General features: G+C 59.1%; 19 protein-coding genes and 4 pseudogenes. 11 read left to right on the top strand and 12 right to left on the bottom strand.

The genetic code is table 11. From position 1 onward, the window contains the following. Positions 1–5: 5 nt before the first annotated feature. From ACVJ5M_RS47205 to ACVJ5M_RS47215, 3 genes and pseudogenes are all read left to right on the top strand, one after another. Complete coding sequence (locus ACVJ5M_RS47205; RefSeq protein ID WP_144030515.1) at positions 6–326, top strand: integrase core domain-containing protein; 321 nt, start codon at positions 6–8, stop codon at positions 324–326. A gap of 46 nt (positions 327–372) precedes the next feature. Then, positions 373–873, top strand: a pseudogene (locus ACVJ5M_RS47210) (ATP dependent DNA ligase); the annotation flags it as partial. 386 nt (positions 874–1,259) lie between these two features. Continuing rightward, complete coding sequence (locus ACVJ5M_RS47215; protein ID WP_085398155.1) at positions 1,260–2,819, top strand: hypothetical protein; 1,560 nt, start codon at positions 1,260–1,262, stop codon at positions 2,817–2,819. A gap of 440 nt (positions 2,820–3,259) precedes the next feature. Here the strand turns inward: ACVJ5M_RS47215 and ACVJ5M_RS47220 are convergent, their stop codons facing one another. Next, complete coding sequence (locus ACVJ5M_RS47220) at positions 3,260–3,697, bottom strand: YybH family protein (protein WP_354099100.1); 438 nt, start codon at positions 3,695–3,697, stop codon at positions 3,260–3,262. 551 nt (positions 3,698–4,248) lie between these two features. Beyond that, the gene (locus ACVJ5M_RS47225) at positions 4,249–5,811 is read right to left on the bottom strand and encodes a winged helix-turn-helix domain-containing protein (RefSeq protein ID WP_354099099.1); all 1,563 of its coding nucleotides are present in this window, start codon (positions 5,809–5,811) and stop codon (positions 4,249–4,251) included. Positions 5,812–6,113: 302 nt separating this feature from the next. On the opposite strand from ACVJ5M_RS47225, the gene ACVJ5M_RS47230 reads away from it, so the two are divergent. Further along, a complete protein-coding gene (locus tag ACVJ5M_RS47230) occupies positions 6,114–6,365 on the top strand; it encodes a hypothetical protein (protein WP_161495716.1) in 252 nt (83 codons plus the stop codon). Positions 6,366–6,456: 91 nt separating this feature from the next. Continuing rightward, on the top strand, positions 6,457–6,651 hold the full coding sequence (locus ACVJ5M_RS47235) for a hypothetical protein (protein ID WP_085398240.1): 195 nt from the start codon (positions 6,457–6,459) through the stop codon (positions 6,649–6,651). 416 nt (positions 6,652–7,067) lie between these two features. On the opposite strand, the gene ACVJ5M_RS47240 is transcribed toward ACVJ5M_RS47235, so the two are convergent. From ACVJ5M_RS47240 to ACVJ5M_RS47255, 4 genes are all read right to left on the bottom strand, one after another. Beyond that, the gene (locus ACVJ5M_RS47240; RefSeq protein WP_085398239.1) at positions 7,068–7,295 is read right to left on the bottom strand and encodes a hypothetical protein; all 228 of its coding nucleotides are present in this window, start codon (positions 7,293–7,295) and stop codon (positions 7,068–7,070) included. A 392-nt stretch (positions 7,296–7,687) separates the two neighbouring features. Further along, a complete protein-coding gene (locus tag ACVJ5M_RS47245; RefSeq protein WP_167768298.1) occupies positions 7,688–7,846 on the bottom strand; it encodes a hypothetical protein in 159 nt (52 codons plus the stop codon). Between the two features lie 100 nt (positions 7,847–7,946). After that, on the bottom strand, positions 7,947–8,171 hold the full coding sequence (locus tag ACVJ5M_RS47250) for a hypothetical protein (protein WP_085398238.1): 225 nt from the start codon (positions 8,169–8,171) through the stop codon (positions 7,947–7,949). Next, positions 8,150–8,332 carry a hypothetical protein gene (locus ACVJ5M_RS47255; RefSeq protein WP_085398237.1) on the bottom strand — a complete coding sequence of 61 codons (183 nt, stop codon included), beginning with the start codon at positions 8,330–8,332 and terminating at the stop codon, positions 8,150–8,152. Before ACVJ5M_RS47255 ends, ACVJ5M_RS47250 begins: the two co-directional genes overlap by 22 nt. A 920-nt stretch (positions 8,333–9,252) precedes the next feature. Here ACVJ5M_RS47255 and ACVJ5M_RS47260 point away from each other — a divergent pair. After that, positions 9,253–9,636: pseudogene (locus tag ACVJ5M_RS47260) on the top strand (ATP-dependent DNA ligase); the annotation flags it as partial. A gap of 552 nt (positions 9,637–10,188) precedes the next feature. After that, a pseudogene (gene ligD, locus ACVJ5M_RS47265) lies at positions 10,189–11,040 on the top strand (non-homologous end-joining DNA ligase). A gap of 301 nt (positions 11,041–11,341) precedes the next feature. Here the strand turns inward: ligD and ACVJ5M_RS47270 are convergent. Continuing rightward, positions 11,342–12,907 (bottom strand): winged helix-turn-helix domain-containing protein, encoded by a 1,566-nt coding sequence (locus ACVJ5M_RS47270; protein ID WP_063985051.1) that lies wholly within the window; start codon positions 12,905–12,907, stop codon positions 11,342–11,344. A gap of 253 nt (positions 12,908–13,160) precedes the next feature. Between ACVJ5M_RS47270 and ACVJ5M_RS47275 the strand changes: the two genes are divergently transcribed. Then, entirely contained in the window at positions 13,161–13,295 is a 135-nt protein-coding gene (locus ACVJ5M_RS47275; protein WP_371496218.1) for a DUF1127 domain-containing protein, read from the top strand. Between the two features lie 131 nt (positions 13,296–13,426). On the opposite strand, the gene ACVJ5M_RS47280 is transcribed toward ACVJ5M_RS47275, so the two are convergent. After that, positions 13,427–14,104: an alpha/beta fold hydrolase gene (locus ACVJ5M_RS47280; RefSeq protein ID WP_063985052.1), complete on the bottom strand. Its 678-nt coding sequence runs from the start codon at positions 14,102–14,104 to the stop codon at positions 13,427–13,429. Between the two features lie 211 nt (positions 14,105–14,315). Further along, a pseudogene (locus ACVJ5M_RS47285) lies at positions 14,316–15,476 on the bottom strand (IS30 family transposase). A 201-nt stretch (positions 15,477–15,677) separates the two neighbouring features. Here ACVJ5M_RS47285 and ACVJ5M_RS47290 point away from each other — a divergent pair. Then, positions 15,678–16,496: an alpha/beta fold hydrolase gene (locus ACVJ5M_RS47290; protein WP_244623331.1), complete on the top strand. Its 819-nt coding sequence runs from the start codon at positions 15,678–15,680 to the stop codon at positions 16,494–16,496. Positions 16,497–16,943: 447 nt separating this feature from the next. Here the strand turns inward: ACVJ5M_RS47290 and ACVJ5M_RS47295 are convergent, their stop codons facing one another. Further along, positions 16,944–17,252 carry a DUF6894 family protein gene (locus ACVJ5M_RS47295; protein ID WP_244623332.1) on the bottom strand — a complete coding sequence of 103 codons (309 nt, stop codon included), beginning with the start codon at positions 17,250–17,252 and terminating at the stop codon, positions 16,944–16,946. Positions 17,253–17,292: 40 nt separating this feature from the next. On the opposite strand from ACVJ5M_RS47295, the gene ACVJ5M_RS47300 reads away from it, so the two are divergent. Together ACVJ5M_RS47300 and ACVJ5M_RS47305 are read left to right on the top strand one after the other, a co-directional pair. Further along, entirely contained in the window at positions 17,293–17,469 is a 177-nt protein-coding gene (locus tag ACVJ5M_RS47300; RefSeq protein WP_084795268.1) for a DUF2934 domain-containing protein, read from the top strand. 983 nt (positions 17,470–18,452) lie between these two features. Next, complete coding sequence (locus ACVJ5M_RS47305) at positions 18,453–18,887, top strand: hypothetical protein (RefSeq protein ID WP_085398627.1); 435 nt, start codon at positions 18,453–18,455, stop codon at positions 18,885–18,887. A 103-nt stretch (positions 18,888–18,990) separates the two neighbouring features. Here ACVJ5M_RS47305 and ACVJ5M_RS47310 read toward each other — a convergent pair whose 3' ends face one another. Next, the gene (locus ACVJ5M_RS47310; RefSeq protein ID WP_084795269.1) at positions 18,991–19,269 is read right to left on the bottom strand and encodes an ABC transporter substrate binding protein; all 279 of its coding nucleotides are present in this window, start codon (positions 19,267–19,269) and stop codon (positions 18,991–18,993) included. A 203-nt stretch (positions 19,270–19,472) separates the two neighbouring features. Next, on the bottom strand, positions 19,473–19,775 hold the full coding sequence (locus ACVJ5M_RS47315) for an ABC transporter substrate binding protein (RefSeq protein ID WP_084795270.1): 303 nt from the start codon (positions 19,773–19,775) through the stop codon (positions 19,473–19,475). Positions 19,776–20,061: the final 286 nt, after the last annotated feature.

Raw genomic sequence — 20,061 nt, forward strand, 5'->3', positions numbered from 1 at the left:
AACTGGTGTTGCGACGACCGTTTGAATCCGCCCAATACGCTGCGGCTGCCTATCGCGATCATCTTGCCGCCCACGGCTTGATCGGCTCCATGGGCCGGCGCGGCAACCCATACGACAACGCCACGGCGGAGAGCTTCATGAAGACACTCAAGGTCGAAGCCGTTTATCCGATGGCATTCGAAACCTTCATCGACGTTGCCGAAAACCTTCCGCGCTTCCTTGAGGAGGTTTACAACCGTCGACGGCTTCACTCGGCACTCGGTTATCTCAGTCCTGTGCAATTCGAGGATCAACACACCCGGCGAACGGTCAAACCAGCAGCCTGACCCCGTCTGCTCCGAGGGGCCCACTCCAATAAGGGGTCAAACAGCGCGCCGAATGACACTGAAGAAGATCATTGCCGGCACCGACGTTCAGTTCAGCGCGAGTTTCGAGATCGACGGGAACGAGATGTTTGCCCATGCCTGCAAGATCGGGCTCGAAGGCGTCGTCTCCAAGGTGCGCGACAGCGTCTACCCGGTCGGCCGCACCAATAATTGGGTCAAGAAAACCTGCGCCCAGCGCGAGACACTCACCATCGCCGGCTTCGCGCTCGACGACGGCAAATGGGACGGCATATACCTTGCTCGGCGAAAGGGTTCTGACCTGGTTTACGCTGGCAAGGTCGACCATGGCTTCGACAAGACGTCGGCGGCCGAGCTGCGGCGGCGCCTCGAGCCGCTGGTCCGGAAGACACAGCCCTACGCGAAGCGGATAGCGCACAAAGGCATCTGGGTCGAACCGAAGCTTCTTGCTGAGATTGAGTACCGAGCGAAGTCGGCCGAGGGGAAGGTGCGGCATCCGTTCTTCAAAGGGTTGCGCGAGGATCTCTAGAGCATGGCGGGCTGCCCGGAAATCCGCTCCGTTAATGCAGTCGACTTTTAGCGATTTCGACTAGTTCAACATGCCCTGCGAGCGCAGTGTCGAGGTCGCTGTTTCCCCAGTACTCGCACAAACGTTTACTGTGCGGGAATGTCGCCCAGAAGCATAACGCTAAGCCGCAGGCGCCGCTCTGGGAGCGCCCCGCCCGGCGCCGCGCTTTTTCGCACGATCATCGCGCCATGTTGACATGCCAGCGCATAAGCGCAGCAATGAACCAGGTAACCATGGGCGTTCCCGACAGGAATGCGATCTGTCCAAAGATATACCTCTTTATAGCTCGCGCGCGGTCTGACGTAACATCCTAAGATTGCGCTGGATGCAGTCGAGGAGGACTCGCGATGCGCAGGCAGCCTGTTCCGCTTACTCCGGAGGACCTGGTCAATCATCAATTCGGCACCGACGACAACCTGATAGGCACCCCGGGCGCACCGACCTTGTTCGGCGATGCTGGTGGGAACCTGTTCGACTTCTCGAAGGGGGGCAACGACACCTTCGATGAAGTCGGACTTTCCAATTACACATTTTATGGTGACGTGGTTGGCAGCATTTTCGATTTTGCGCAGGGCGGCGATGACACGTTCAACGGACTCCCATTGGCTGGTGTCACTGCCTACGGGGACGCTGGCGCGGACATGTCGGAGCACAGTAAGGGCGGCAACGACACCTTCTTGAGTGGAACTGGCAGACAGCAAATCAATACGTTCTTCGGCGATGCCGGCGGCGCCATGTCGGGTCACGCTCAGGGCGGCGACGACACTTTTATAACTCAGACGGTACAGGGTGGCACCCACACCTTTTATGGCGATGCGGGCGGCGACATGTCTGGCTACAGCAAGGGTGGCAATGACAGCTTCCAGGGCTCCAGGCAGGCAACAAACGTCTTTTTTGGTGATACCGGGAGCAATATGTCCGGTCACGCCCAGGGCGGCGATGACACATTCACAGCCAGAACGGACTCAGGCAACACATTCTACGGAGATGCCGGCGGTGACATGACCGGCTACAGCAAAGGTGGCAACGACACCTTCAACGGGGCCTTGTTCGCCACGCAGGTGTTCTATGGTGATGCCGGAGGTAACATGTCGGGCCATGCTGAGGGAGGCGACGACAGTTTCATGGGCTCCGGTGGGGCGGTAACGTCAAAGACCTTTTATGGCGATGCCGGCGGCGACATCTCCGGCTTTGCCAAGGGCGGCAACGATACTTTCGTCAACGAGGGCGGCTCCACAGTGTCTTTTTACGGGGACGCCGGCGCCACAATGTCCGGGCATGCGCAAGGCGGCGACGACGTTGCGACGTTGCAGGGGAGCAAGAACTTCGCCGTCGGCGATGCTGTTACGATGCTCGACGCTGCCAGCGGGGGCAATGACAGTCTAAGCGGCGGCGATAGGTCCCTGACTGATGTTGTAAATGAGCTGTATGGGGACGCTCAGGCCATGGGCGGCGCGACCCAAGGAGGCGATGATCTTATTGTCGGCGGCGAGGCCGTTGGTAGCGGCCGGGTCGATAACTTCTTATGGGGCGACGCGGAGCAACTTTCGGGTCGTGCCAAGGGAGGCAGCGATGTCCTCTACGCTGGAACCGCGGCGCCCGGTTGCACGGTCAGCAATGAGATGTGGGGCGATGGCCAACTGCGCGGCAATGCTCTTGGCGGTAGCGACACGTTCGTATTCAAGGATGATGGTGCAACGACGGTCGGAACTCAGAATGTCATCGGGGACTTCAGCCAATGCCAAGATGATAAGGTCGCTTTCATTGACGTGGCGGGCGTGCAGTCGTTCGATGATCTTGTCATAACCCAAAATGGAACTAGCACCATTATCATCGCAGGAGTCGATCAAGTTACACTTGCAAACTTCACCAATTTGATGACGGCGAATGACTTTTTGTTTGTCTGAGAGCGTTCCTCTTCGTCGGCGATTTGGTCATCGATCCTCAAAACCAAGGCAATCGCTCCAACGAATGCGGTCCTCAACCGCGACTGCTCCTGCTCATAAGCGAACGCATCATGAAGATAGCCCGCTGGATCATATCCGGCGGGCTGTTCGCGATGGGACTACTTCCCCTTCATCTTCGGGTCATTGATGTCGCGCCCGGGTTGGTCGACCCAGGGCTGCTCGAAGCGCCTTGACCGCTAGCGGCCGAATTGCCGCCGCCGCCCGATCCAGCACCTCCAGCCCGCGCCGCCGCCGGCTCCGCCTGATCCAGCAGTCGCACTTCCTGCCCGCCAGCTTCTGCTACCGACCCAACCCGGACATATCTTGCACCGGAGACAAGTAGCCCTTTTGGGCGTCCGGTAAGGCCGCCGCCTCGCCGGACCGATTAAGCCTCGACCGCTTTAGTTGAATGTTTGCAGCCTCAATTTGAGCGATCCGTCGGCTTGGCGTTCGAAGACGTGCGTCGCTAAACCACTGAAGGGAGATGGCTTGCCCTCCTTGTCCTTACCCGTAGCGCTCCACTTGGCTGTGCCGAAGACGACCTTGTCGTCTCCGCCGGCATCGATCATCTCCAACTTGTGATCCGTCACACCGCTCGCGAAGAGTCCGGCAAAGAACTTCTCGATCTCGGCCGGCCCCGACGCGACCTGATGTGTGGGCGGCATCAATTTTGCCGTCGCGACATAGGAGGCGCCGATGGCTTTCTCGTCATGCTTGTTGAATGCGGCATCCCAAGCGGCGTAAGCCTTCTCCACGTCCCCCTTGGCGTCCGCGGCCAACGAAATTCCCGGCGCGCCGAGCAGACAAATGAGTAATGCTGATGTTTGAGCCAACTTCATAGGATACTCCTCTGTTGGATAATGCCTTTCCCGAATGATTAGATCATCTCTCCGGCGTCTGCCGCGGCTGCGCTCCCGCCAGCATGACCACACCGTCGCCGGTCGCGCTGTGGCCGGCCATTGGTTCATTACGAAAGAGGTGCAGGCGATGGCAACTTCAACGTCGCCATTCACCTGGGGAGTCCACATCGCGCGCCACGACACCGCTAATGCAGCCGGTCACACATGCGCCGAACTTCAACCACCATGACCAGTTCTGCGAAGGCACATTCATCATGATTGGTTGGAAGGACTCCACCCAATAGTTCGCGGAACAGCAATTCCGGGCAATTACCGTCAACGGCGCTGACAAATGGGAGACGCGGCACACGGTCGGAAATCCCTGCGTTGGTCACAGTGTAATTCGGCCTTGGCCCTTAGCTATCATCTGTCTCAATCGCCGTATTGTCGGCTTTGGGCTTTGAGCTGACACCAGCTGGACAGCCGCTTGTGACGCAAAGCCGACGTAGGTCAGGAACGCGCTGAAGTCGACTTCTGACCCGAAGCGCTCGTCACCCTTCCGGCACGCCAGCGAGGCGCCATCCTTCACACAGGCGCTGCAGCCCGGCAAGGTAACTTGGATTGTCGCTTTGTTGAGCTGCGAGCAAGCGACGAATGGTGAAACCTGAGTTGAGCGCAAGTCCCGTTCTCGCAGCAGTTCGCGCCTCATCGAACGCGCCGGTCAAGGCCAAGGCAGCGGCGAGCGATATATGAGCGAGATGAAAGTTACGGTTCGCCTCGGTGCTTCGTCGCAGCCAACTGACGCCTTCGACGTCTGAACCAAGCAGCAGCTTGGCGACGCCCGCAAAACACGCCCACTGGTAGGCGAAAACGTCGCGAGGAGAGAGCCGTAAAGCTTCGCGTATATGGCCTTCGGTCTCGGCAGCGCGACCTATGTAGGATTTTGCGAAACCAAGGGCAGCATGAGCGTGGACCAAATTCGGAGCCAGCACCAACGCAAGTTCGAACTCACGGATGCCTTGGGCGGCCCGGTTCGTAAAGGTCTGGACCCACCCCCGAGCCATGTGGGCTGAGGCACTGTTCGGCCTAATCGACAATACCTTGTTCACTATCGCCTCGGCCGCCGCAAGCCGCGCGGGCCCATCATCCGTCGTAAAGCTACCTCCAACTACCGTATCAACATTTGCCAGACCAATCATTGCTTCGACGTTGCCGGGATCGAACTCCAGCGAGCGCTCGAAGAAGCCCCGCGCTTGCGTCACGCATTCAAGGCTAATCCCCTTCATCAACCAGGCCCGGCCCTGGAAGCACAAGTCCATCGCATCGGGATGCAGCGTACGCTCGGCTCGTCGCGCCTCAGCCTCGATGAGCTGGGCACCTAATGTACCGGCGAGCCTCGACACGATTTCGTCCTGCATATCGAACAGGTCGCCGACAGGCTTCTCGAAGCGCTCGGCCCAAAGATGCTGACCGCTCTGGGCATCGATCAACTGCACGTTCATCCGAAGCCGATTGCCGCTGCGTTGCACTGAGCCTTCGAGCACGTAGCGAACGTTTAATTCGCGGCCGACCTGCCGTACATCGACTGCTCTACCCTTGTATGAGACGGCGCTGTTCCGTGCGATTACAAATGAACCACTGATGCGCGACAAGTCCGTGGTCAAGCTCTCGGTTACACCATCCACGAAATAGTCCTGCTCACGATCACCGCTCAGGTTCGCGAAGGGTAGCACGACGATGGATAGGCGCGGCGGCGTGTCGCCGGTTCGCTCGACTGGGCCAACCGTCTCATTTGCGGGCCTCCGGGCTTCCTGCACTGCACCAACGAAGCGGAAACCTTTGCGCGGCAATGTTTTGATTAACTGCTGTTTATCGCCCGTGTCCCCGATTGCGCTCCGGGCGGCATTGAGGCGAGTCGTCAGCGCAGCATCCGAGACGATGCGACCTTTCCAGATGGCGTTGATGAGGTCGTCCTTGCTGACGACGCGCTCTCTGTTTCGGATCAGGTATTCGAGTAGATCGAACACTTGGGGTGCGACAACAACCACGTCTGTTGCGCGCTGCAGTTCGCGCCTGTCGGTATCCAATGCGTAATCCTCAAAAAGAAACCGCAAGCTGCATTCCCTCTCCGGGGCCACCCTCGGAAACCATAACAATAAGCTGCCGGTGAGGAAAATGTAAGCGAGCTGTTAGTGCGCCACTAAACCAACGCCTTCGTCCTTAAATCCGCGGCCGGACTGGCGTTCCTTATTCCCTCTCCTCCCGCTTGTGGCCCTTAGCGGTCGACCCAGCATGTCCGCTAGATGTCCGCTCCTGCACACCGAAGAACGACCCTATGCAGACCCGGAAGCGGCCGCGCGCAAGCTCGTCGAGCTCGCAGCCAACGTCGAGGCCGTTGGGCTGCGCCGCGTTCGACATGGAAGGCGACAAGATCGTAAAGATGGCACTGAGGAGATGTTTTTTCGGCGCAGAAGACGTGCCACCGGAGCAGTTCGCAAAATCTGTGATGAGGGCCTACGGCATAAACGCTTCTTGCAAGATGCGACTCATGCCGGACAGGTCGGTCGAGCCATATTGTTCTGGGACCACTGACAAAGGCGAAGTTGTTGAAATCAACTCCGCTGAGATATCAGTTGAGCGGATGCGCCAGAAGCCAAGGTTCAATTGATGGCGCCGGGCGAAGGGATTGAACCTTCGACACGCGGATTTCTACACTGCGCCGTGGTAAGATGGCCTCGGCTTTACCGAGGGGCATCCCAATGAGCGACAGCGCTACCGCTTCCGAATTGGCCAGGCTGATGAAGGTGACCGAGGCGATCGTCGCCGAGCTGGAGCGCCAGCGCGTGGCCGACGCCGTTGCCGATCTGGGGTTCGACCCGATGGAGATGGCCAGGGCCGTGATCCGCGCAGCGGACGGCGACGTGGTCCCCTTCCCTGGTCCACGCGGCCATTGATGAGTACTTCCGATTAGCGCGTAGCGCTCGCCGGCCATGCTCGGAACGGGACCGCGGCGCGGGCATTGGCCCAGATGGATGACAGGAAGTGGATCGCCATCATGGTCTCGTCGATGCTGCTGCTGATCGGCATCGCCGCCGTGCTCGTGCAGCGGCCGGAGCTGGTCCACGCGGTGATGACTCGGTAGCGCGAAGCGCTCGCTACCCACGGCGGCCGGCGGCGCGGGGTAGGACTCTCTCCAGGGCGAAGCCCTGAAAGGATCCCCGCACCATGAACGACCGCCCGATCGCGAACGTTTGCGGATGACCGCAAAGCAATTCCCGCCCAAAGTGGGCACGGGCAACTGACGACGAGGAAGGCCGCCAACGAAGGCGGCCTCTTGCTGGTGGTCGGCCTCAAATCACTTGGTGTGGCCTTACTTGGTATAACCCTGGCTCGTACACCACCACATGGCGTCAGCCCCGCTCGAGCCATGCTCGATGACGTATTTTCGGCACGCTTCGTAGTTGACGGCATAACGCTTGGCACACGGGACCGGGGAAATGGTGCCGCTACTCCAGGAGCATTTGTATTGGGCGTTGGCTGTCGGCATTGAAAGGGTTGCGACAGCGAGCCCGACGACGAGGAACGCGAAGGTCTTCATGGCTATCTCTCCCGAATTCAGGAATAGCGAACGCTATCCCTGGTGGTATGATAGCACACTTTCGACTGCGCCAGGACACCCTAGTTCCGAAAAAATTCCCGAACCGAGCTGCCGGCAGACGCTAAGCCTTTGGATTAAGCGAACCGCGAAATATTGTTAGTACACGCTTCGCTTAGAACGGATGCCGGACAAAGCCGACCGATGTCGCCGAATGTCGGGCAAAATTACCGAACTAATTCCCGAACTGATTTCCCACAGCGAAACGCCGCTAGCGCTGGCATTCCAGCGGCAGAGCGCCGTGAAGAGTCCGGGAAGATCTGCTGACTAGCAAATAGGAAGACACTGGGCTGCGAGATTGGCCGCCAACTGCGGCCTTACTCCGCGCGACAGGCTCAGCGGCCGCGCGTCAGAGCCTCTGCGGCCATCGCCCGATTCAGCCACTCGTCGGCAAACAAGAGCCATTGAGCTTTAGACGACAAGACGTCAGTCTTGTCTGCCTGTTCGAGGCACTCCACATACTCACGACGAAACTTCGCTGCATCTTCGAACATGACACCCAGCCGAATAAAAGCGGCCTATTCAGATCTCAATGCTAGCGAGAGCAGGCTTAAAGGCCAGTCGAAAATCAAAGTCCTGCCGCGACAATTTTACTTAGGCCACTGAGGCCAGCAGAAAGAAGCTCAACGCAAACCCGAAACTCGCTCGCCCCCGTGCCACCAGCAAAACCAGCCCCAGCGCCGGCAGCACGTCGACACACGCCCTCACCAGCAGATGCGGCTCGAATCTGATGAACGGCAGATAGCTGTAATAGCGCTGGACCAGTGACGGCGAGACGCACTGAGCCGCCACGAACGTCAGCAGCAGCGCCGGCAGCACCAGGCGCTGCTTCGGGGGGCGACGAAGGCCTCGAAATCAGTGAAGCGGACGACGCGGCCATCGACAACCGAATAGATCGCGCCATCGCCGTCGAAGCGATATGGGCGGCCGTCGAAGTAGCCTTGAGGCTGAAAATCCCCGGCGATCAAATCCGGCTTCATGGATCAATTGTTTCCCAACATGTCGCGGAAGTTGCCACAAGTTGTAGCGCGGCATCAAGGCAATCCCCAGTCTAATCCACCTCTGCGCGCAACAAAAAAGCCCGCCGCGCTCTGGATCGCGCCGGGCCAACCGGCGGGCCATGGGAGACACCAGAACGCGGACAGATTTAGTCGTTAGCAGCCAGAGTGAAGTGGAGATAGAACTTCCGGATCACGTCCATCAGCGTGATAGTTTCTTCTTAAAGAGCGCTCTCAGCTGCTCCCACTTGGCCTCGATCCACCTCAAAGCCATGAGAAGAGGCTTCTGCAGAATAGGGATGTCCTGTGCGATAAGAAGGAGGCCGAGAGGCAGCATCCAGAGGCCGAAGATAGGCAAAAAGCTGAAGACGCCTCCCAGGATGATCAACCCGGCGACAACGACACGGACCCAAAACGAGGATGGTTCTCGTAGCCTCAGAATGAAGCTCGACACCTTCGTAGGCACCCGTCGCCGGAACGATTCAAAGTATCTATCCAATTCCGCTTTGACAGAAGCCATTAACTCGACCTTCTCTGATACCAAGGTGCCGCAACCCTCCGAACAAGCGCTTGAAATCCGCGACTAGATCAAAAGATCTGTACGCGAAGCGTCTCAAACCCTTTGGCTTCTCGATGGAGATGACAGACGATCCGTATGCGGACAGCCAGGGCCGAGACGTTGCCACCACTGGACCGGTTCTCCCATGGTGTCTTCTAAAGACCGCCCGCCAAATTTCCTCAGGGTTGCGCAGGGCAGATGATAGCCGGCAAGCGCGGGTATGACAGATAGCCCTCGCCTAAAGCGTATCGTATCCGGTGTGCGTCGAGGTGAGCCTTGATCCTCGTTGAGCAATTCCTGCTCGGCCAAGCGCCAAAAGTCTTCGTCTCGGCCCTCTGGCTTGCAATTCGTCATCGACGGCGAGGCCGTGGTCCTCGGCGTCGACGGCCCATCGGACTTCAACGCCCTGCACTCGCGCCGGCACGATCACGAGGTGCAGCTCTACGCCTTCGACATCCTTGCGGTCGGCGGCGAGGGCCTGCGGCAGCTGCCACTGACGATGCGTAAGACCAATTTGGTGCGGCTGCTGCGCGGCCGGCCGGACGGCATATTCGTCGCGCCGTTCGAAGCGGGCGCTATCGGCCCTGACCTGTTCGGCGCCGCCTGCCGCATTGGCCTCGAGGGTCTGGTCTCGAAACGCCGCGATCGGCGCTATGGCGCCGGCCGCTCGAAAGACTGGATCAAGGTGAAGAACCGGACGCACCCGGCGATGACGCGAGAATTCTAGGCGTTCGTCAGCGACTTGCCGGTCGAAACACTCGCTGAACCAGCAGGCCCGCAAATGGGAAAAGCCGCAGCGTGGTTCCAGCCCCACTGCGGCCATCCCGGATAACTTGAAATCGGTTGGTACTTAAATCGCGCCGGTGTTCCTTTAGTAGAACACCCCGTTCCAAAAATGGAGTCCGGACAACTACCGGAATCCGGTTTTGTACGCATTGTCACTAGGAGGGCAGACATGGCACGGCAGGTCATTCCAGCCCCAATGCTCCCGGCTGCCGATCCAATTGCGGATTAGAGCGCCGGGAGTGCTAGGCCCGCCAGTTGTGGCCGAGGAAGAACAGCCCAGCCAGCACGCCAATAGCGGCCGGTATTACCAGGCTCAGACAGTCCATGACGCACCGCCTCCCAGCAAAGGAATCGTCCGTCCGATAAACTGACGGCCTTCGGCTGCGTTAAGCGTCAGCGATAAAAACCCGCCAGCGTGAACCGGCAGGTCTTTGTGATGGACTCGCGATCGGCTTACCAAGGAAGATAGAGCGCGACGAACAGCGCCAAGCCGATCAGACCGCACGCCTCCGCGACCGACCGCGTGCCATCCGGCGAGCGATGGATTCACGAAATCAAGTTCGACGGCTACCGCGTGCAAGTCCACCTCGCCAACGAAGCCGTCAAGGTCTTCACACGGCGCGGCCACGACTGGACCAAGCGTTTCAAGAAGGTTTCCGATGACGCCTGGCACGTCAAGGCGAGCTCGGCCATCATCGACGGAGAGATTGTCGTACCTGCCACCGACGGCACGACGGACTTCTCGGTCTTGCAGAATGAGCTCAAAGGCAAGTCAACGAAGATCGTGCTCGTCGCCTTCGACCTGCTCTACCTCAACGGCAGGGACATCCGGAAGTTACCTCTGTTTCAGCGCAAGGCGGAGCTGAAGAAGATCATTGCCGGCACCGACGTTCAGTTCAGCGCGAGTTTCGAGATCGACGGGAACGAGATGTTTGCCCATGCCTGCAAGATCGGGCTCGAAGGCGTCATCTCCAAGGTGCGCGACAGCGCGTACCCGGTCGGCCGCAGCAACAATTGGGTCAAGAAAACCTGCGCCCAGCGCGAGACACTCACCATCGCCGGCTTCGCCCTCGATGAGGGCAAGTGGGACGGCATGTATCTCGGTCGGCGCAAGGGCGACGACCTGATCTATGCCGGCAAGGTCGACCACGGCTTCGACAAGACATCGGCGGCCGAGCTGAGGTGGCGCCTCGAGCCGCTGGTGCGGAAGACACAGCCCTATGCCAAGATGATTGCGCACAAAGGTGGTCGAACCGAAGCTGCTTGCTGAGATCGAGTATCGCGCCAAGTCCGCCGAGGGAAAGGTGCGGCATCCGTTCTTCAAGGACTGCGGGAGGACCTGTAACGGCGCGGCAATCGGTGACAAATTTTTCTCAGCCTCCTCTTGAAACCAAAACCGGCTTTGCTAGGCCGTGAACCCATAAATCTGCCGGGCGGACGGCTCGCCAGAGTCCGCTATGCTCCGATAGCGACCAAATTCCGTAGCGCAGCGAAATGACGCGATGGGCCAAAACCGGAAGTCGCCGGGTCGCTCGATGACTTCACGTCCCGAGTGTCTCATCCAATCAGCGTCGACCTTATCAGCGCTGACGAGACGGGAACAATCCATGCGTCGACAGCGGGACTGGACTGCGAGGCGGCGCGGCTCATTCCGGTAGGCCCGCCATCCGGCAAGCTTGCGACAATCTTTCGATATCTTCCGCCCTGCGAAATCTTGTTTTGATTCTGGAAATACGTAGGACCGGCTTCAGTTGCAGTAGGCGCGCAAAGACGACTCGTGCTTCCTCAACCCGTCCAGACATCGAAAGGCATGCCGCCAGAATAAATTGTGCGTTCACATAATTTGGCCGCTGCAGGACAGCAGACCTTGCCCAAGATGAACCGTCGTCATACCGACCCGCCATAAAATGAGCATATGCTATCCCGGTCTGGGCAAAAAATATTAATGGATCCAGCGGACTTAAACGCACCGCGATTTCATATTGTTCGAGCGCCGCGTCTAATTCGCCGAGCATAAGGTGTTCTCCGCCGCGCGAATACCGTGCGATGACGAGATTTGGATCTAGATTTATTGCCCGTGAGAGGAGGGCTGCGCCCTCCTCGACCTCACCCAATAATTCAGAGATCACCTGTCCGGTCCTCGCCAGCACCGTTGGATCGTCCTTATCGAGCTCAATTGCCCGCATTACGAGTCGCCTGGCTTCAACACACTCCTGTGCAGCATCGCTTCTCCAGCCGAAGAACTTTCTTTGCAGATAGGAATAAGCGCCAAGGGCGTATGCTGCGGCGAATTCGGGATCGATCACGTTGGCGGCCTGGCTCAGTCTAACCGCTTCAATATTCTGTTCGCGGGTGAATTGGTAAAAGCTTGATAGCGCGCGAAGATAATAGTCGTAGGCCTCAAGGCTTCCAGTCGGCTTGCGTTTCGCGCGCTCGATTTCGGCGCGCTCCAATTGAGGAAAGATTGCGCCAATCACGCAGCTCGTTACTTGATCCTGCAGGTCGAAAATATCTTCGAGTTGACTGTCGAACCGGTCCGCCCAAAGATGTGCTCCTGTCGTAGCGTAGATCAACTGCCCGGTAATGCGGACTCGATTGCCGGCTTTGCGCACACTGCCTTCGAGCACATAGCGAACGCCAAGTTCACGCCCGACCTGCTTGATGTCGACGGCCTTGCCTTTGTAAGTAAAGGTGGAGTGTCGCGCGATGACAAAAAGCGACTTGGACCGCGACAGGCCGGTAATGATGTCCTCGACCATGCCGTCGGCGAAATACTCCTGCTCCGGGTCGGAGCTCAGGTTGGTAAAGGGGAGAACGGCGAGCGAGGGCTTATCGGGGAGTGGCAGGACGGGTTTCGGCTGTTCCGCCGGGATTTCGGTTACCGCCACGCTTAAGGGCCTCTGCGCTTCCCGCACCGGGCCAACGAAGCGAAAGCCCTTCCTTGGCAGTGTTTTGATCAGGCGCTGTTCCTCGCCGGAATCGCCGATCGCGCTCCGGGCGACGTTCACGCGGGTCGTCAGCGCTGCATCGGAGACGATACGCCCGTCCCAAATGGCCTTGATGAGGTCGTCTTTACTAACGACGCGCTCCCTATTGCGGAGCAGGTAGTCGAGCAGGTCGAATACCTGGGGCGCGATGGCCACGACGTTCGCTCCGCGATGTAGCTCCCGGCGGTCAGTGTCGAATGCGTACTCCTCGAAGAGGTAGCGCACGTTGCTATTTCCCTACGTTGCCTCCAACGGCTTCTGTTGCCGGTTGCAGGCGCAAAGAATAAGCCGCCGGGGAGGAAAAAGTAAGCCGGATGTTAAGCGCGCCAGCGCATCGCCCGGTATCCTCGGCTCGTGAAACAGTCCAGCCTGGACACATCGCAATGAGCACGGTCCACGGGGCCACCGAGCCGAGACAGGCAGCCGCAAAGCGGCAAGTCTACAGCCCTCTCGAAATATATTGGGATGCATTTCAACAGTGGCGAGGTTACGAGCCACCTTGTGCGACCTAAGTGACAGGGAGCTAATGGATATCGGTACTACGCGCGGCGAGATCGATTACGTCGCCTCGAACCGAGGTATCGATCCGCGAGGCATCCGATCTGCCGAATGAACGTTCGATGTCTGGTAATGGTGGGGGCCTGAATTTGCCACGACCAGATGCGGCGGGGAAAGCGGACGTCTCCCGAGGTCGCTGAAGGGCCATGAGCCGACCTAGACTCATTTAGCAAAGCTGGCCCGCAATCAACCCTTCTCATAGGCAACAAGGCATTCGGCCAGTCCCTCCGCATTCGACAACGCAACAAGATGGCCACCGGGAATTTCTGCCACCTCCTTTCCGAGCCTTTCGCGCGCGACACGCCGTTGAAATTCGATTGGGAAAAAGCGGTCATCTTTTCCCGCAAGAACATGAATGGGGATGTCAGGCCAACGCTCGAAAAGACAGGGCTCGCCGAAAATGGTCTCGGCTTCCTCGCGAGGCTTTTCAGGGCCAGCGCGCAGCACCTCCTGCGGCACGTCGTGCAGAAAGTACGTTTCCACGTCGAATTCCGCCGTATAGCCACGCACCGCCGCAGCTTGTTCCCGCGCCTCTACTGCTCCTGTTGCGCCCCACCATACGCCAGCGGTCTCGCCCGGCTCTGGGATCATCGCGTTGACAAACACCACCATCCGCACGTGCGCACGTGCGCAAACGAGGGGTGCCGTGAAGCCTGCAAGCGACTGAGCGACCAGAATAACATCGGCTCGTTCCGCGATCGAGCGGACGACGATGTCAGCATACGCTGCAAGACCGGCGTGCCTGTCGTCGCCAGGGAGGTCAACCGCCACGGGTTCGTGCCCTGACGCGTGAATAAGCGGGGCCACACGGTGCCAATACCAAGCCATGCCGCCTGCCCCGGGAACAAGGATGAATGTTGCCATATTGAGTCCTCCTTTTCTTAAGACCGCTCGTAAGCCGCACTTTGATGGGCTGCCTCCCTATAAGACGGCTTGGAATGAGCTGGACCGACGGCATCACAGATTGTTTTGTCAGCGATGGCACCCTGATCCCTCATTCAGACGGATGTCTGGGCGGGGTCATTCGCGTCGGTTTGGCCGGAGCACGACGACTTCCGGTCTACCCCCTGCCGGCTCAACCGGTTGACGCAACACAGGCATTAAATCTCTCTGCTGGCGTTTCAAATTGCAAGGTCTCACGTGGCCGTTCGTTTAGCTGACGAGCCACTTTGTTCAGATGGGCTTGCGAATGCACCGACAAGTCGGTGCCCTTTGGAAAGTACTGTCTCAGCAGGCCATTGGTATTCTCGTTCGACCCGCGCTGCCACGGGCTTTGCGGGTCGCAAAAATAGACATCGATGTTGGTCGCCATCGTAAAGCGCCGATGATCCGTCAGTTCCTGCCTCGGTCCCAGGTCAGGAACTTATACAGCTCTCTAGGTAGCTTCTTCGCCTGCTTGATGAGCGCGTTGACTACAGTCCGGGTGTCCTTGCCTGCCACCCTGGCCAACATCACGTAACGCGTTTGACGCTCGACCAAGGTCGCGATGTAGGTGTTGTTCGGCCCGGACAACAGATCGCCCTCCCAATGGCCAGGCACAGCCCTATCTTCAACCGCAGCCGGTCGCTGACGGATTGAGACGGCATCCTTCATGTGTCCCCGTCTATCGCCATTCGGATCAACCGGCCTAGAGCGGCGCATCGAACGCCTCGATCGAAGATGACTAAGCAGCTCTTTCTTGAGCACGCCACGCGCTTGGACAAACAGGCTGCGGTAGATGGTCTCGTGTGACACCTGATTACACTCGTCTTCAGGATACGTTCTCTTCAGCCAACCGGCTATCTGCTCGGGTGACCAATCTAATCTGAGCTTCCTTGCCACTGCCTGCCGAAGCCGCGGATTGGTCGCCAGCTTACAACATTTTGGACGACGGGATCGTGCCCAGGCATTCTCGTCCGCAAGTGTCGCCCGGTAGCGGTCATAGCCGCCATTGCGGCTCATTTCCCGGCTCACCGTCGATGGCGAGCGGCCAAGTAATTTGGCGATCGACCGGGCCGATTGACGTGCCGTAACGCCTCTGGAAATCACCTCGCGTTCCGCAAGCGTCAATGCCAACCTGGAGCGACGCCGCTCCGCAGGACGAAACCCTCCATGCGGGGCAACCAGAAAATAGATCGACGATGACTGCTTACCAAAAAGCTCGCCCGATCGCCTTCAGTGACTCCCCGCGCTTCCACCGGTCCCATAACTCCGTCTTTTCTGCCGCAGTGAAACCTCTATGAAATCTCCGTTCCATCCTACACTCCATCTTTTCCCTCTAAGATAAAGTGTTGCGTCGATCGGTTGAGACCGCCCCCGGTGAACGGACATTCTCAGGATAGTGGGCACGTCTCAAACGGGCCACGAGCAGGCCTTGGCCGCGAACCGACGCGCGGATATCCTCCAAGGTTGCAATCCGCTTCGGTCCCGATCTTCCTCAAACCATAGGAATTTTGTCATGACGAATGGTGGAATTACCCGCCGTCGCATCCTGCGCAGTGCTGCAACCGGCGGTCTGGCGGCAGCAGCGACCCCAGGGGCGGTCGGTGCCGACCGCGCGCAATCGGCGCGAAAGACCTTTGTCTTTGTCAGCGGGGCTTTTTGCGGTGGCTGGATATGGCGCCGGGTCACTGACCGGCTCGAACAGGACGGCCATAAAGTGTTCGCTCCGTCACTCACGGGTTTAGCCGAGCGCTCGCATTTGCTGAGCAAGGATGTCGATCTGGACACCCACATTGCCGACGTCGTCAACCTGATCAAATGGGAAAGTCTCGAGAACGTCTGCCTCGTGGCTTGGTCCTATGCAGGCTTTGTAGGCTCGGGTGCACTCGAAAGCATCGGCGATCGCGTCTCATCGGTTGTATGGCTTGATGCCTACATTCCGGCCGACGGACAAAGGGTGGCGGACTACGCAGCCGAGCCGGTCCGCAAAGGCATACAAATGGCCATCGACAAGGGCGAGGCGGGCGTTCGCGGATCGGCGCATTATCCGGCCAGTGTTGTTGCCGAACGCGATCGGGCATTCGCCGAGTCTAAGGTTACTCCGCATCCAGTCGGCACCTATCTCCAGCAGATCAAGGTTTCCGGGGCGCTCCAAAAGGTGGCGAAGAAGACATACATCCGGCTCCCAAAATTTCCACAGCCGCCCTTTGACAAAGCACTGGCAGACTGCAAGAGCGACAAGTCTTGGGCCACATTCGAACTGCCGGATTTTGGGCACATGGCCATGCTCGATGCACCAGACCGCGTGAGCGAGTTGATACTGCAAGCCGCGTAAGATCGACCTCCCCGCAACGTAGGGGAAGACATCACGCCGGAGTGCGTTATGTCCGCCATGGGTCCAAAAGGCGAAATGCTCAAATTGCCTGCGTAGTCTGCTTTTCCTCCAGAAGCGGTCATCCATCCGTGCATTGCTGTGCCGGCTTCGGCGAGATGATCCACCAAAGGACGCGCCCGGTCTCGTAGAGGCTGAATGGCACGCCGACCCCGCAAACGAATACGACGGGCAAACCGCTCAGGTCGGGACCGTATGTGGGACGCTCCTGGCCACGCCGGGATTTGGCCGGGGGCCGACCTCGAGCTTTTCTAGGCGGGGCGTGCCGAGCTCAGGCCGGTTCATGGCTTAGCAGCGACGCCCCCGAAGCAGGCGGTGCGCGAACTACGCAGGTCAGGATCATACCCATAAAACGCCAGCAAATCGTGTGGAAAGGCCGGTCTCTGGGCCTCACTTTGGCACTTCAGCTTGAATGCGCAGGACGTAAAGCGTGGTCTGAAACTCGTCCGTCACTTCCATCTGCCAGTCTCGGGCCGGCGTCAGCTTCCCATCAATGCCTTGGAGCATCTGACGGGCTGTCACAGTGGCCTCGTTCCACGCCGCATGCTTGTCAGGAAGTTCCTCATCCTGGTGGTCGATCTCGCCACGCACGTGCTTGATATGAAAGAAGTATCTCGGCATGACCAGAAAATGCTGCGAAACTTTAGTTTCATGGGTTGCCGCGTCGCATCGCGGGTTCACTCCGTGCAGGAACTTCAACACCTCGCCCTACGTTTTCCCGGAAAGGGAGATCTCTCACATGACGGGTATGACCGAGCAAGACATCAGGAATCGAGCTTACCTCCTTTGGGAAAAGGCGGGCCAACCAGCAAGGCAGATGGACACTTTCTGGTACGAGGCTGAGAAGGAGCTTATCGCCGAGCGCAAAAAGCAGGGCGACGTGCCTTCCTACTTGCCCAACCTGGCGGCTAGCTGACCTTCGCAGTCATTGTTAAGACAGCGGCCTCTACCTGTATGCGATGTACAGCCGGATCAGCACGTAGCCCCAGCCGATGCCGTAGGCAGCAGCTGTGCAGACCAGGGCCGCGGCGGTGGCATACCATATGATCTCGTGAACGCTCACGCGCTCGCCTCTTGCGCCAGCGACCGCCGGCCCCCACAGCGAGGACGTTCAGCCCGATCCAGCAGGCGGCGGCGATCAGGGCGATGGTCATTGGCCTGCCTCGTCGAAGATGTGCGGGCTGAGGGCGGACTGCTCGACCAGAAAGCCGGCGCGGTCGAGCACCAGAGGGGGACGGTCCAGAGCCGCCCCAACTCGGCATTCATCGGGGACTGGGCGAGTCGCTTCGATTAGCCGATAACATCAGATCATTATACACGCGGTGAAGTTCTATCGCTCTAGGAGCTTAATCGTTGAGACGGGCCACTTCCCGGGATGGCCAGCGACGGAAAGACGCAAACGTGCGCTTCGTCCAAGCACAATTCCTCGATAGTCCCTGCCTTTTCATCCGTCAGCACCACGGGCTTGCCGATCAATTCCGTCTCGGCTTTGTGATACTCCCACAGACTAGCGGCGGCGTGCGCTTGGCTCGGGTCATTGCCTCAGCTGTCTCCAACGCATCAGAGCGACTGTGCATGCAAACCTTAGGAAGCTGAGCAGGGTTCCTTCGGGTGCCAGATGGCTGCCGGCGCGCGCATCGCAGCATGTTGCTCATAGGAGTTAAACAGAAATTTTCTGTTCAATGAAAGCACGTTGGGGCATCAGCAGAGGTGAGCCCCTACCCTAGCCAGCCTGCTCACTCCGCTTCAACCTGGGCCAGGAACCGACTGGTTGGTAAGGTTCGCGTTTGAACTCTCCCGCGCTGTCATTACTGTGACTGGATTGCCAATTGCCCTTCCTGCCGCGCGGATGGTGTCGACGAACAGCCTCGCGGCCGGATTCCGACCAATCGGACCACCATGTCCTCCGGTTCCAGCGCCAGTATCGCCAAGAAAGCGCGCACGAAGGCTGAGGCGGATTTTGCCACCTGGCTAATGATGGCCAAGCTCGGTGGTTTCGATGACCTGCCGTCCAGCGCCCAAAGCTTTCTGACTAACTATCGAACTCGGCTCGAGACAATGAGCGAGGCCGAATCCACGGCCCTAGCCGTTCGCGAGGTCTACAGCGCTTATTACAGCGAGATGGGAGGCGTGGGCGCAGCGCCGGAACCAAAGGCTCGGACGCCAACGACAGAGGGCAAAGTCGTGCGGTCCCAGAGACCGCCTAGATCTCAACCCCGTGAATCGGCTGCGCGCCGTTCGACGAGGCCAATGACCCGAAAAACCCTCGCGGCGCTGCTGATTTTCGCGAGCATGGTGGCGCTGGTTGTCGCATTCAGATTTCTAGCGCAGTAATACCGCCCGCGGATTGTGTGCGACGTCCGCTTTTACCCCGATAGCGACTAAATAGCGGACATCGTGCACTTCGCATTTGGGCCAATTTCGGAAGTGGCGACGCTCATTCGATGATCCTGTCGGCACGACTCAGGATCGTTGACGGCACCACAATGTTTGAGGCCTTGGCCGTCTTGAGTTTGACGACAAGCTCGAACGTGGTCGGCCGCTCGACGGGGATGTCTGCCGGCTTCCCGCCTTTGAGAATGAGGTCGATGATCTCCGCGCCGCGCCGCCATTGCTCGCCATGATCGGTGCCGTAGGACATAAGGCCGCCTGCCTCCGCGAACTCGCGGTAGCCGTAGATAGCGGGCGAATGCAGGCGGGAGGCGGCCGCGGCGATTTCGGTCCGCTACTAAACGTGAGGCGGTCCTCGAGATCGCAAGGCCCCCGGCTCCTGCAACCTTGCTGGCCTCGAGCTGCGGCGCGATCTCCTCGGGCGAGCGCACAAGACCCGTAACTCTATTCTCCCGACATGCGCCGCGGTCTCGAGTTCCCTGTAGGCGAGGGCCGCGTACGGCGTGCCCGGGTTCAAGACCGCGGCAATCAACGAGGCGGCAGGGACGATCTCGCGCAACAGCTGAAGCCGGATGCCCTATATGCGGCTAGGTCCGACAGTCCGGTGACGTTACCGCCGGGCCGGGCGAGACTTGCAACGACCTCGGCGCCGGCAGGATCGCCCACAGCCATGAGTACAACGGGGATGCCGCTTCTGGCTGCCTTGCCCGCCGTGGCGGCAACCGTGCCAAATCCGGTGACAAGCGCGTCAGGCTTCATCCGAATGAGGTCGGACGCAAGGCCTCGCAAGAGTTCCGGCCGGCCTTCTGCCGAGCGATAGACGAACTGCAGGTTTTTTCCGTCACGTTAATCAAGCTGATCGAGACGGCGCAAAAAAATTCCGCACGAAGCTACGATCCTCACCTGCAAGTAGGCGAGGTAGGCAATGGTGAATGATTTGACTTTTTGTGCGCTGGCCCTGCGCGCGACGCCGAGGAGCGTGGCACCGGCTAGGATTTTCAATCAACGACCGCAGGTCCGTCATGCAAATGCCTCTCGCTCGAAGTATTCGAGCCGCAGACCAGAACGGGTCGCTCAAGAATGCTGCTAGATATCAAATGCGCCTTGACTACTCCCG

The sequence above is a fragment of the Bradyrhizobium sp. S3.7.6 genome (genome assembly GCF_054061875.1).